This window comes from Dyadobacter sp. BHUBP1 (assembly GCF_050587785.1).
Taxonomy (GTDB): Bacteria; Bacteroidota; Bacteroidia; order Cytophagales; family Spirosomataceae; genus Dyadobacter.
The window spans coordinates 276052-290073 of record NZ_JBOBIH010000006.1 but is presented as its reverse complement, the minus strand read 5'-3'; the positions used below and the strand labels follow the sequence as shown (position 1 = coordinate 290073).

Genomic DNA, 14022 nt, shown 5'->3' with positions numbered 1-14022 from the left:
TGTCCCAAAAATTGTTAAAATTCTCACCAACTACCATCGGTTTTAACCGACGGATCAGCGAACTTGCGGGCTCCAAACCCTTTCTTACAACCATCGCTCCCGAAAACCCAAATAGCACCGACGATATTTTGCTCGCCCGTATGCAAACAGGCGATAGTGAGGCTTTTGCCGCCTTGTACCGTAAATACTGGCGCAGGCTCTTCGACGCCGCGTACCGGCGGATCCTGTTGCGTGAAGAAAGCGAGGAAATGATCCAGGAAATTTTCGTGGATCTCTGGGTCAAACGCGAAACGCTGCTAATTTCGGTATCGCTCGAAGCCTACCTGTTCGGCGCGCTGCGGTATAGCATTTATAACCTTATCCGTTCCCGCAAAATCAGGGACGCTTATCTCGAGCATCTACTACAAATGCCGGGTGACGAAAACAACTATATCGAAGATCGCCTGCATTATGAGGAGCTCGCCCGCGCGCTGGAAAGTAGTGTTCAGAAACTGCCGGAGAAATTGCGAAAAGTGTACCTGCTCAGCAGGAAGGAGCATCTAACCTACAAGGAGATTGCCGAACAGGAACAAATTCCCGTCGATACAGTCGAAAAGCAAATGGGGCGGGCACTGAAAATCTTGCGTGAAAATCTGAAAGAATTTGCCTGGGCGTGGATTGTGCTGGAAATGTGGGATTTATACCCCTAGAAGAAAAAACTGCGCTGGCCGTGGCGGTAACCGCGCCGGAATGTTACTATATCAAAAGCGGAGAAGTATATAGACGAATGGACAAAGATCGCTTGCTGTATTTACTGGAAAATGACAAGAGGGGACAGAACTCGTCCGCGGAGGCAGAGGAACTGGAAGCCTGGTACCGCTCGGCGGAGGCGCGCCCGGCGTTAACGGATAGGCTGTCTGCAGATGGCTTGTCGGCATTAGAGGATAAAATTTTTGCCCGGATACTGACCGCGAATGCAGAATCTCACGAATGGCTGGAAGAATCGCCGGCTGGTAAGTCCGGCTGGTTTGGCTGGGGAAAAATCGCGGCAGCGGTGCTATTGCTGATTGTCGCTGGAATCGGCTTGTATGTGTTTCAGCAACAAAAAGGCCGCGTTACCGAACGCACCGGCTTTGGAGAAACGCGGGTACTGATATTGCCCGACGGTTCGGAAGTGACTTTGAATGGAAACTCAGTGCTTTCATACGATACTGAATGGCCGGAATTGCGCGAGGTACGGCTGGAAGGCGAGGGGTACTTCAAGGTAGTTCATACCAGAGACCACCGGAAGTTTCGCGTACGTACAGGAGCTGATTTCAGCCTCGACGTGCTGGGTACCCAGTTCAATATCAGCAAGCGTGAGAGCGGCACACGAATCGTCCTCGACGAAGGGAAAGTCCGTTGCAACCTGGGTGACTCAGAAAGTGACACGCTGGTCCTTAGGCCAGGCGAAATGATCCAGTTTCATAAAAAACCATCTGATTACCAGCGAGAGCGTGTAGAAAAAGGTCTCTATTCTGCATGGAAAGACCATAAACTTGTTTTTAAAAATACTTCACTCCGGGAGGTCGCGGGGATATTGCGGGATACCTATGGCCTGGAAACAGAAGCCAGCCGGCCCGAACTGCTCGATCGCCAGATTTCTGGCTCCGTCCCGACGGACAATGTCGACCTGCTTCTGCAGGGTATTGCCGAGGCATCCGCTGTAACCATCACGCGCGACGGCGACCAGTTAGTCATTGCACCCAGATCCGAATAAGGCACATAGTTATGAAATCGCAGAGTCAGGAAAGTCATTAGGTCAAAAGGTCAGGTGTTGTATTTAACAGGTCAGGAAAGTTTTTAGATCAGGAGCTGTAATCGAGAACTGAAGGTATAAAACTTACATATATTCCTATGAGAAGTTTATAATTTAATTTATTAATTGTCTTAAAAATCAAATTTTATATTTGAAATTGAGATAAATAGATACTTCTTAATTCGATGATTTTGCACTGTTAAAAATTTTTAGAAAAAAGTTGCATTCCGCGTGGCGGTAAGCCGAATGAAACGGTACTCTATGTTTAGAATCGCGAAATAATATGGTACGCGTTCGGATTTTGGCCATTTAAACAAACCCTGTTAAAGCCCTTTTGCCTATGAAACGACTGATCACTACTCTTAACCTGATCGCCATTTGCTGCTGCGCCGTGTTTGTGGTGCATGCGCAGAACGTCGCGCTATCGAGACTCGACGGGAGCGTGCTAGCCGGGGTCGCCTCAGGCCGCGTCAGCCCCGGTGTCGACTCGCGCCCACGCCAGGCAGTAACCCTGGAATCGAAACTTCGTGAGCTGGAAAAGCAGTTCAATGTGTCCTTTTTGTATAATTCAGGCTATGTCAACGGTAAAACCGTAAAGGAATCCGGCAAGACTGGCTCGCTGGAACATTCACTGCGTAAGATCCTGGAACCGAATAATCTGGCTTTTAAGAAATTGCGTGACAATTTTTATGTGATCTACATTAAAGATGAATCTACTGAAAAGACTGGTGACCGGCCTGACTCGGAGCGGAAAGCACCGCTGGAATCGCAGCCGACCGGTCAATTGCAGGTGACACAGCCGGTGAATACCCTAGCATCCTTGTTAAAGGGAGCGGCGGAACGCAAGGTAGCGAATGTCGCGCTGACGGTCTCCGGGGTAGTGGTCGACGCGGTTTCCGGCGAGCCGTTACCGGGCGCCAGTGTGATTGTAAAAGGTTCTGGTACAGGCACAACTACCAATGGGGAAGGTCGGTATGAACTTTCGAATGTGCCTGAGAACGCGACCTTGGTCTTTTCATTTATTGGCTACCTGTCGGCTGAGGCGCCGGTGGATAACCGCTCAGTAGTAGATATGAAACTTTCGACGGATTCGAAGTCGCTTTCGGAAGTCGTCGTGGTAGGATATGGTACCGTTTCAAAAAAGGATGTGACGGGTTCGGTGGCCTCGATAGGAAGTGATGAGATCCGAAATATGCCCGTGCGATCCGCAACGGACGCTTTGCAGGGGAAGGCTGCGGGCGTGATGGTGACGCAGTCGAGCGGGAGCCCGGGCTCCGCGGGTATCGTGCGTATACGGGGGATCGGTTCGATCAATAACTCCAATGAGCCGCTCTACATTGTCGACGGGCTGCCCCAGACAGGTATAGGATGGTTGAACCCGAATGATATCGAGACCATGGATATTCACAAGGATGCATCCGCGGCTGCCATTTACGGTTCGCGCGCCTCGAATGGTCTGGTGATTATCACTACCAAAAAAGGCTCCAAATCGGAAGCAATGAGCGTTTCGTTTGATAGTTACTACGGTTTGCAGTCGCCATGGAAGCGTCCGCATATGCTGAATGCAGAGGAATTTATCAACTATAAGAACCGCGCGGCCGAGGCTGTGGGCGTTACCCCGCCGATCTCCCCGGACATGAAAACCCAGGCGCTCAACTTCGTGCGGACGAACACAGGCGCCAACGGTACCGACTGGTGGAAGCAGATTATCCATGAAAATGCGCCGGTACAGAGTTATAATATCACCGTTTCCGGCGGCAGCAAAAAGATTGATTTTGCCTCGGCATTGGGCTATATGGATCAAAAAGGGATCGTTCGTGGTTCCGATTATCGCCGGATTTCGTGGCGTAACAATGTGAATGCGGATATCAACGAGCGGGTACGCCTGGGTAGCAACATTGCCGTGGTGTACGAAAGTCGCCGCAATATCGATGAAAACAACCCGTATTCCGGAACGATTTTCAGTGCCATGACTGCCGATCCGATCACGCCTGTTTACCGTGATAATCTTCGTGATATTCCATCTTTTTACCAGACGATCATGCAGGGCTACGATGCCAGCAACCCGTTTTCGCGGTACGCAGGTGTATTGTATTCCAACAAGCCAAATCCGGTAGGGCAAATCGAGCGGATGCGGCAGAGTATCTGGGAGGGGATCAGTATGAAGGGCGGCGCGAACCTGGAAGTGAAAATCCTGGAACCGCTTAAATTCCGAAGCAACTTTGGTCTCGATATTCACCGGGGCCTTTCTAAGGGCTTCACCCCCCAATACTACCTCAATGGGTACGATTACGCGACTTACAACACGATCAGCAACTATTCCTATTGGTCCAACTATTTCGTTTGGGAGAATACGCTCGCATTTGACCAGGTTTGGGGGCAGCATCGCCTGAATGTCCTCGCGGGTACCTCGGCGGAGCTCACAAAAGGATTGGAGTACGGCGCTTCCAAGCAAGGAGCCGTTAATAATGAGGAAGATATGCGGATTATCAACGCCGCTACGATCAATCCGGGCGCCTCGGGCTATACTTATTCCAATGCATTGAACTCCTATTTTGGAAGGGTAAGCTATTCGTTTGGCGGAAAATATGTGTTGACGGCCAATGTGCGTCGTGATGGTACTTCCCGGTTTGCGAAGGATTACCGCTGGGGTACGTTTCCTTCGGTGTCGGCCGCCTGGAATTTTACCAATGAGGAATTTTTCAAAGACGCAGGCTTGAAATGGCTTTCAGAAGGTAAGTTACGGGCCAGCTACGGGCAGATTGGTAACCAGAATGTTGCCAATGGTGCATACCTGTCGACCTACGGCAACAACAGCCGCTATCTTTTCGGGGATAACAAGACCTGGTACATGGGTGCCGGCCGCGGCAGTATAGGGAATCCGATGCTGCAATGGGAAACGTCCAATCAGACCGACATTGGAGTAGATCTCGCGTTTTTGAATAACAAACTGACGTTCACTGCGGATTATTTCAAAAAAGCAGTGGATAATATGCTGCTCATCGTACCTCTGCCAACCACGTTGGGTTATCCCAATTTCCCCTGGTCGAATGCGGGCAAGATGGTGAATAAGGGCTGGGATTTTGCGATCGGGTATGACGATGAAGTGGCTGGTTTTCAATATGGTATCAAAGCTACGCTGTCGACTTTCTCCAATAAGGTAACCACGCTCGGAGGCGGTGAGCCGATTTATTCGACCGCGCATTTGGGTGAAACCATCACCAAAACCGAAGAAGGAATGCCTGTGGGCTACTATTTCGGATGGCAAACGGACGGTATTTTCCAAACGCCGGATGAGGTTAATGCCAGTGCACAGAAAGGCCTTTCGACAGCCGGGGACATTCGTTTCAAAAATATCAACGGCGACCAGTTGCTTAACGCAGACGACCGCACGAAAATCGGGAACCCATGGCCGGACTTCATTTACGGGCTTACGGTGAATGCGGCTTACAAAGGATTTGATATCAGCGCATTCGTGCAGGGTTCGCAGGGGAACGATGTAATGAACATCCTCCGGTATGATACCGAATCGGGTACCGGATGGTACAATGCGCCGAAAGGTTTCCTCGAAAAGGCATGGAATGGCCCGGGAACTACCAACGAATATTACAAGATCTCGCAGAATGCGGGGTTAAATACCAATGTGTCCCAGTATTTTGTGGAGGACGGCTCATACCTGCGCATGAAGAATATCCAGCTGGGTTACAGCTTACCGGGAGGCTTGCTGCAAAAGGCGAAAATCAAGCAGGTAAGGTTGTATGTAGGCGCGCAGAACCTTTTCACGGTCACTAAATACAGCGGCCTCGATCCCGAAATGGGCTCAGCCGATCCGAAGCTGACGGGAATCGATCAGGGATATTTCCCGCAGGCGCGTACATGGATGTTTGGTATCAATGCAAAATTCTAAAATATTCACAATGAAAAAGTTATCAATCATAATGCTCGCGTCGTGCCTGGTGCTGGGCGGGACGTCCTGTTCCGAAGAGTTCCTCGACCGTACGCCTCCGGGCAACCTTACCGACGAAACATTTTACAAATCGCCGGATGCTGGATTTAAGTCGCTGGTAACTTGCTACCGGGGTTTTGTCAGTAACTTCTGGGGCTACGAGGCGGCCCGGGCTGAGTTGGGCAATATGGCTACGGACGATGCCGACAAGGGCGGTTCCGATGCCGGCGACCGCCCGTTCGTGACAGACCTCGGTTTCGGGCGCGCACTTTCGTCCAACGAAACCCTTGCAGGTTACTGGACAGCCCGTTACAGCGCGATCGGGAACTGCAATGTGGCATTGGAGCGGTTGCCGGATGCCAGCCTTATCGACGCCAGCGGCGCGCCGTTGGATCCGGTCCAGAAGAGTCGCTACCTGGCTGAAATCCGGTTTTTGAGAGCGTTTTTCTACTTCGAGCTCGCGGAGGTTTTCGGCGGCGTGCCCCTGGTGACCAAAACGCTCACGGTCGACGATCGTACGAAACTGAACCGCGCATCGGCTAAAGAGGTGTTTCAGTTTATTGAAGCCGAGCTGACAGCTGCTGCGAATGACCCGGCCATGCTTTCGGCCGCCAAGTTGCAGGCTTCCGAAGTGGGCCGGGCTACCAAAGAGGCTACCTGGGCATTGCTGGCGAGAGTTTACCTGTTTTTTGCTAAAGATGACCCCGCACTTTTTGCCAAGGCGCGCGATGCCGCGAAAAAGGTGATCGACTCGGGCGCATTTGCTTTGCACCCTCAGTATCAGGAGATTTTTTTGGAAAACGGGTATAAGACCAAGGAAGCTGTGTTTTCCATTATCATGGGCGATGATCCGGCGATTCCTATCTATGGCAGTACCATTAATGTGTACTGTTCTCCTCGTGGAGCGACCGGCGGCTGGGGCTTTGATTTGCCCACGCAAGACCTCGTAAATGAGTTCGAAGAGGGCGATCCGCGGTTGTTGTATACTATTCTGCAATCTGGGGACCAGTTTCCGAAAACAAATGGTACGAAAGAGGTATTGGATTTTTCGACCTACCCGAATACCGGTTACCACAGCCGCAAAGTGTATTTGCCTGAGTCACGCCGTGGACAAGGATGGGGTAACGACGCCTGGACTTACCACCCGATCCGCTATGCCGATGTGCTGCTGATGTACGCAGAAGCATTGATCGAAAGCGGAGGGGATAAGAGCGAGGCGGCTGGCTACATTAATCAAGTGCGCAAACGTGCCTCGGCTTCGTCGCGAAAGGATATTGAAGCGGCATCGAGGGTTTTGAAAGTGGCTGAAAAGCAGCTGCCGGATGTGAAGGCAGGCGACGATCTGCGTAAGGCCGTGCGGCATGAACGCCGCGTGGAGCTGGCCATGGAATACCATCGCTTGTACGACCTGATGCGCTGGAACACGCTCGTGCCGACGATGAAGGCCTACTCAGCCAAACCGTTCTCGAATGGCAAAGGCGGGAATTTTACGGCAGGGAAAAATGAGGTATTTCCGATTCCACAGGTGGAGATCGACCGCTCAGGAGGCTCCATTGTGCAGAATCCGAACTATTAGATTAATGATTGAATGATTGAATGATTGAATGATTGAATGATTGAATGATTGAATGATTGAATGATTGAATGATTGAATGATTGAATGATTGAATGATTGAATGATTGAATGATTGTTCTTCAGCGGAATAATGACTTGGTTAATACTCCTTATTCGGTCATTCAGTCATTCAAAATTAAAGTTTTACATATCGCTATATTTTATAAATCATTTTATTAAGTTTATTGGGTGAAAAAATTGAAATCTTCCATTGGTCTTTTGTTTGCCGGGGGGCTGTGCCTGGCTTCGGTGAGCCGGCACGATAAACCAGTTTTCCGGGATGTACAGAATGCAGACCCGGTTCGCATGGCCGGAATATCGGAGGGGCCGGATTCGAGCCGGTTTACCTATACCAAACTGGTGTCGGGCCTCGATGAGCCGATGGAAATGGCGATCCTGCCGAATTACGATATGGTGATCGCTGAACGGAAAGGGGCTGTGCGCTATTTCAACAATGCCACCAAAGAGCTTTCGACGATCGCGCAGTTCAATGTTTTCAGCGGCATCGAGGACGGGCTGCTCGGCGTAGCAGTTGACCCGGACTTCAAGCGTAATAACTGGATTTACTTCTATTATGGCGTTGGAGGTGAGAAGAGTGTCAGTCATTTGGCACGCTTCGAGCTGAAAGGGCAAAACCTGATCCAGGATTCCAAAAAGGTTCTTTTGGAGGTGCCTACCCAGCGTAAATATTGCTGCCATTCGGCCGGTTACCTTACTTTTTCGGATGGTTTGCTCTATCTCTCGATCGGCGACAATACCAATGCTGAGGAAATCGAGGGGCATACGCCCATCGACGAGCGCCCGGGCCGCGAGCTTTCGGACGATCAGGCGGCTACTGCCAACAGCAATGACTATCGGGGGAAAATCCTGCGGATCAAGCCGGAAGCGGATGGTACTTACAGTATTCCCGACGGGAATCTTTTCCCGAAAGACGGTTCGCAGGGCAAGCCCGAAATTTATGCAATGGGTGTGCGGAATCCATTCCGCATTTCCGTCGACCCGAAGACGAAATACCTTTATTGGGGCGATGTAGGCCCTGATACGGAGGTGCCTGGTAGTGAGGGTAAAATGAGTTATGACGAGATCAACCAGGCGCGTAAGCCGGGTTTCTTCGGCTATCCCTATTTTTTGGGGGACAATGAGGTGTTCCCCGACTATGATTTCGCGACCAAGAAGGAAGGACCAGGAAAAGATCCGCAAAAGCCGATCAACGATTCACCGCATAACACGGGAATCCGTGAGCTGCCGCCTGCCCAACCAGCATTCATATGGTACGGGAAAGGCCCGTCGAAGAAATACCCGCTGGTAGGCAAAGGCGGTGCGAGCGCCATGGCTGGCCCCGTGTATTACAGTGATTTATACCCGAATGCGCCCTACAAACTTCCGGAATACTACAATGGGAAGCTGTTCATTTTTGAATGGATACGGAAGTGGATCATGGCCGTGACCATGGATGCGAACGGCAACTATGTAAGCATGGAGCCTTTCCTTCCCCAATTGAAGGTCGTAGCGCCGATCGACATGCAGATTGCCCCCGACGGTGCCATTTACCTGCTCGCTTACGGTACCAACTGGTTCGCACGCAATACCGACTCCGGCATTATCCGGGTGGAGTATGCCGAGGGTAACCGCAATCCGATAGCAGCTGTTACGACAGGTAAGACCATCGGGGCCGCACCATTCACGGCTACGCTTTCTGCCAAAGGCTCGAAGGATTACGATGCTGCCGACAAGCTGACCTACGAATGGAAGATCGGGGCGAAAAAGCTGGCGGGGGAGGAAATCAAATACACTTTCACCAAACCCGGTACTTACAATGTAGTATTGACCGTCTCCGACCAGAACGGCGGAAAGGGAACTGCTACTACCGAGTTCAAGATCGGAAACACGCCTCCGGATGTGAAGATCGAGACGAAGGCGAATCGCAGTTTTTACTGGGATAATGCCCCGTTTGATTACAATATCAAGGTTACGGATAAAGAAGACGGGAATATCCAGCGAGCCAAAATTCACGCAGGCTTCAATTACCTGGCTTTCGGAAAGGACCTCGCGGGTGCGTTGTCGGGTTCGGAAGGGGAGAATATCCGGTATGCGGCGACGGCGAAATTGTATGCTTCGCTGGATTGCAAGGCTTGTCACACACTGGAAACCAAGTCGATTGGTCCGGCATTGAAGGATATTTCAAAAAAATACACGGATAACGCAGGCGCTGCGGATATGCTTGCGCGCAAGATCATTACCGGGGGAAGCGGAAACTGGGGCTCTTACCCGATGCCCCCTCACGCGGACCTGCCCGAAAAAGACGCGAAAGAAATAGCAGGTTACATTCTTTCATTAGGTAAAAATGCGGAGCAAATGCCGCTTTCTGCTCAGCTGAAACTGACAGAGCATATTGGAAAAGGCAATGAAGGTGCTTACGTCTTGCAAGCTTCCTACACCGATAAGGGGGCGAATGGTATCGGCCCGCAAAAGACGGCCAGTCATATTGTGCTGCGTAATCCGCTGGTGCAAATGGAGGATTACCAGGAAGGGAATGTGGGCGTGGTAATCGCGACGCAAAACACCGGCTACGTGTCCTATATCGCCAACATTACCAATGGGAAATATACGCGGTTTAACCAGATTGACCTCACACACATCAAGAACATCCGATTTCGCATTCAGGAGCACGGCGCTGGCGGTACGATCGAGTTGCGCCAGGGAGGCCGTGAAGGTCAGCTGCTGGGTAAAGTCGATGTCCCCGGCGGACGGCTGGACGACCTCAAAACCGGTTGGAAAGAAGTGCTGTTGCCGGTAAACGGCAAGGATATCCATGACCTTTACCTGGTTTTCAGGAATGAAAAGGCCAGGGGCCCGCTGTTCCATATTGATTGGATGTATTTCGAAAACGATTTTAATCCCTAACGTTTTAAAATGCAGGACTATTCCTGAACCTAAACCTACCTTTCATGCAACCCGAAAAGTATATTGACCAGTACCGACACGCACTGCTGAACGATGTGATCCCTTTCTGGATGAAGAATTCTCCCGACCACGAATCGGGAGGTTTTTTTACGTGTCTCGACCGCGAGGGAAAGGTGTTCGACACCGACAAATTTCTGTGGCTTCAATGCAGGCAGGTATGGTGCTTTGCCATGTTGTACAATCAGGTGGAGACACGGCAGGAGTGGCTGGACATGGCGCTTTCGGGGGCAGTGTTTTTGCAGAAGCATGGGCGGGACCATGGGCACGGACGGGACGTCCGCGCCGGCGCCAACTGGTATTTTTCGCTGGACCGCCACGGAAACCCGCTTATGCAGCCGCACAGCATTTTTTCGGACTGCTTTGCTACCATGGCATTCGGGCAGTTGTACAAGGCTACGGGCAACGAGGAGTTCAAAACCATTGCCACGGACACTTTTTATAACATTCTGACAAGGCAGGACAATCCGAAGGGTATTTACAGCAAAACCGTGCCCGGTGCGCGGCCGCTGGAAAGTTTCGCGCTGCCGATGATCCTGTGTAACCTGGTACTGGAAATCGAGTCGCTGCTGGAACCGGCATTGGTGAATGAGGTGATCGGACGCGGTATCGACACGGTCATGAACAAGTTTTACAAGCCTGAGCTGGGTGTGATCCTCGAAAATGTCAGCCCGGACGGTTCTTTTTCGGATTCGTTCGAAGGCAGGCTGGTCAATCCTGGCCATGGGCTGGAATCGATGTGGTTTATGATGGATCTGGCCGAACGTACTTCGGACGGGCAGTTGGCGCAACGGGCGGTCGATATCGCGATCCAGCTCGTGGAGTACGGCTGGGACCATGAGCATGGCGGGATCTTCTATTTTATGGATGTAAAAGGCAATCCGCCCCAGCAGCTCGAATGGGACCAGAAACTTTGGTGGGTACATATGGAAACGCTTATCACGCTCCTGAAAGGTTACCTGCATACGGGTGACGAGCGTTGCGCGCACTGGTTCGAGCGCGTGCATGCGTATACATGGGGCCATTTTCCTGACCCTGAATACGGCGAGTGGTTCGGCTACCTCAACCGCCAGGGCGGGCCGTTGCTGACATTGAAGGGCGGTAAATGGAAAGGTTGCTTCCACGTACCGCGCGGATTGTACCAATGCTGGAAAACGCTGGAAGCGATTCAATCGAAAGTGTCCTTAAACGTCTGATTATGGCCCAGGTTCCAGTTGCTGCCACCCAGCCTGCGGGCACTGCCCACGGGCAGAGTTACCGGCCCGCGCTGGTAACGCTCGCGGTTTTGTATTTTATGATGGGGCTTATTACTTGCCTCAACGACACACTCGTGCCGTTTTTTAAAAGCAGTTTTCAACTGAACTACACGCAATCGGCGCTGGTACAGTTTTACTTCTTCGTCACTTATGGCGTAATGTCCATTCCTGCCGGCGTTATCGTCAGTAAATTCGGATTCAAACAGAGTATGGTGGCCGGTTTTGCGATCGCGGCGGTGGGGACGTTCCTGTTTTTTCCGGCATCATTGATGCACCAGTACTACCTGTTTCTGGCAGCGCTTTTTATTCTTGCGATCGGCATTGTGCTCTTGCAGGTGGCTGCAAACCCCTACATTACCTTACTGGGCCCGCCGGAAACCGCTTCGTCGAGATTCAACCTCATTCAGGCGCTGGGATCGCTGGGTACTACCGTAGCACCGCTGCTGGGCGCATCATATATTCTTTCGGAGGTCCGCGATGGCATGCAATCCAGCGAGGCTGTGCGGCTTCCCTATCTTTGTATTACCGCGCTGGTGATTGTGATCGCCTTCGTGATCAGTCAGTTGAAGTTACCTTCTCCGGTTTTACAGGCACCTGACAACGAAGAGCAACCGGGAATTTTCGGTTTCCGGAACCTGCGGTTCGGCCTGGTGGCATTGTTTTGCTATGTGGGCGCGGAGGTTTCCATTGGCTCTTTTCTGACCAACTATATTGCCGATACTGCCGGTATTGTGGAGAATGAGGCCGTTACCTACGTCGCATTGTATTGGGGAAGCATGCTGGTGGGCCGGTTCATAGGCGCTGGTGTGCTGAAAATCGTGCGGGCGCCGCAGGTATTGAGCGTTTGTGCCATTGCTGCCGTCGTATTGATCGTCGTGTCCGTGACGGGCGCAGGTATGCTGGCTGCCTGGACGATGGTGGCCGTTGGCCTATGTAATTCGATTATGTTCGCGACGATCTTTTCATTGTCGGTAGCCGGGCTGGAAGAGCATGCGACCAGGGCTTCCGGCTGGTTGTCCACTGCCATTGTCGGTGGGGCAGTCATATCGTTTTTACAAGGTGTGCTGATTGACCATTTCAACTGGCAGGTTGCTTTTATGCTACCGCTGCTGTGCTATGTTTTCATCCTCTTTTTTGGCATGAACGGGTATAAAACAAAGTAAATATGTCCTTAATTTAGCCGCCCCATTTGTTTTTACACTCTATGAGCAGACCACTTCGCGTTGCAGCCAACTATAAAACCAAAGATCCGGCCGGGATTATCCTGGGGTATCTGGCCAATCATGGCAGCATGACGCTACCAGAGCTGGGAAAACGGCTGAATATCAGCGTCCCGAAGGTAACGGTACTGGTGAATGAGCTGCGAAACGAGGGTTTGGTGAGCGATTACGGCAAGGTCGATTCTTCCGGTGGCCGCAAGCCCAATTTGTATGGTGTAGCAGCGGAGGCCGCCTATTTTATCGGGGTGGACGTGAAGCAAAGCCATATCACGATCGGGTTGCTGAATCTGGACAAGACATTGGTCAGGAATTCGGGTAAAATGGATTACGAGCTGACGAATACCGTCGAATCGCGGGATACGCTGTGTGGTCATATCCTCGATTTTATCAGCGGACTATCTGTTCCGAAAGACCGGATCAAAGGGGTGGGCATCAACCTCTCGGGCCGGGTTAATTACCGTACCGGGCACAGTTACAGCTACTTTCATTTCGACGACCGTCCGCTAAGCGAAATTGTCGAAGAGAAAATAGGCTTCCCCGTATTCCTCGAAAACGATTCGCGGGCGATGGCTTATGGCGAATTTTGCCTCGGAGCTGTTGAAAATGAAAAAGATGTACTTTTCCTCAACCTGGACTACGGTATCGCGGTCGGGATCCTGATGGGCGGCGAGTTGTATTATGGTAAATCGGGTTATGCGGGCGAATTCGGGCATATGCCGGTTTTCAATAATGAATACATCTGCCGGTGCGGGAAAAAAGGCTGTCTGGAAACGGAAGCCGCCGGCTGGGCTTTGGAAAGAATGTTCCGTGAAAAGGTCCGGGAAGGCTCTTCGTCACTCATTACGACAAAAATAGCTGAGCCCGATCGCATTATGATGGACGATATCATCGAAGCCGCCATAGCCGACGACGTGCTTGCCATTGAGCTTATCGCGCAATTGGGCCAAAATATCGGCCGCGGTATCGCTTCCCTGATCAACGTTTTCAACCCAGAACTGGTAATCCTTGGAGGCGGCCTGCTTGCTACGGGCGATTACATTGGTTTGCCCATTAAAACAGCCATTAATAAATACTCCCTTAGCCTGGTTAATAATGATACAAGACTGGTGCATTCAAAATTGGGTGAAGACGCCGGCTTACTGGGGGCCTGCCTGCTCGTAAGGAATCGCTTTCTGGGCATTCACGATTAAGCCACAGCGTGGCTTCCTATTTGTAGGAACGAAATGGCGCGAAGGTTTACCTTCATG

General features: G+C 51.4%; 8 protein-coding genes. All 8 read left to right on the top strand.

Going from position 1 to position 14022, the window contains the following annotated elements; translation table 11 throughout:
• The first annotated feature begins 11 nt into the window (after nucleotides 1-11).
• The 8 genes from ACQ4MZ_RS23335 (at nucleotide 12) to ACQ4MZ_RS23300 (ending at nucleotide 13965) form a co-directional block, all read left to right on the top strand.
• Nucleotides 12-689, top strand: coding sequence for an RNA polymerase sigma factor (locus ACQ4MZ_RS23335; RefSeq protein ID WP_430849055.1), 678 nt, complete (start codon nucleotides 12-14; stop codon nucleotides 687-689).
• Nucleotides 671-1738 (top strand): FecR family protein, encoded by a 1068-nt coding sequence (locus ACQ4MZ_RS23330; RefSeq protein WP_430849053.1) that lies wholly within the window; start codon nucleotides 671-673, stop codon nucleotides 1736-1738. Before ACQ4MZ_RS23335 ends, ACQ4MZ_RS23330 begins: the two co-directional genes overlap by 19 nt.
• Before the next feature lie 379 nt (nucleotides 1739-2117).
• Nucleotides 2118-5684 (top strand): SusC/RagA family TonB-linked outer membrane protein, encoded by a 3567-nt coding sequence (locus ACQ4MZ_RS23325; protein ID WP_430849051.1) that lies wholly within the window; start codon nucleotides 2118-2120, stop codon nucleotides 5682-5684.
• A gap of 10 nt (nucleotides 5685-5694) precedes the next feature.
• Nucleotides 5695-7299: a RagB/SusD family nutrient uptake outer membrane protein gene (locus ACQ4MZ_RS23320; RefSeq protein ID WP_430849048.1), complete on the top strand. Its 1605-nt coding sequence runs from the start codon at nucleotides 5695-5697 to the stop codon at nucleotides 7297-7299.
• A 228-nt stretch (nucleotides 7300-7527) separates the two neighbouring features.
• Nucleotides 7528-10242 (top strand): PQQ-dependent sugar dehydrogenase, encoded by a 2715-nt coding sequence (locus tag ACQ4MZ_RS23315; RefSeq protein ID WP_430849046.1) that lies wholly within the window; start codon nucleotides 7528-7530, stop codon nucleotides 10240-10242.
• A 44-nt stretch (nucleotides 10243-10286) separates the two neighbouring features.
• On the top strand, nucleotides 10287-11495 hold the full coding sequence (locus tag ACQ4MZ_RS23310) for an AGE family epimerase/isomerase (RefSeq protein WP_430849044.1): 1209 nt from the start codon (nucleotides 10287-10289) through the stop codon (nucleotides 11493-11495).
• A 2-nt stretch (nucleotides 11496-11497) separates the two neighbouring features.
• Nucleotides 11498-12718: a sugar MFS transporter gene (locus tag ACQ4MZ_RS23305; protein WP_430849042.1), complete on the top strand. Its 1221-nt coding sequence runs from the start codon at nucleotides 11498-11500 to the stop codon at nucleotides 12716-12718.
• Nucleotides 12719-12759: 41 nt separating this feature from the next.
• On the top strand, nucleotides 12760-13965 hold the full coding sequence (locus ACQ4MZ_RS23300) for an ROK family transcriptional regulator (protein ID WP_430849040.1): 1206 nt from the start codon (nucleotides 12760-12762) through the stop codon (nucleotides 13963-13965).
• Nucleotides 13966-14022: the final 57 nt, after the last annotated feature.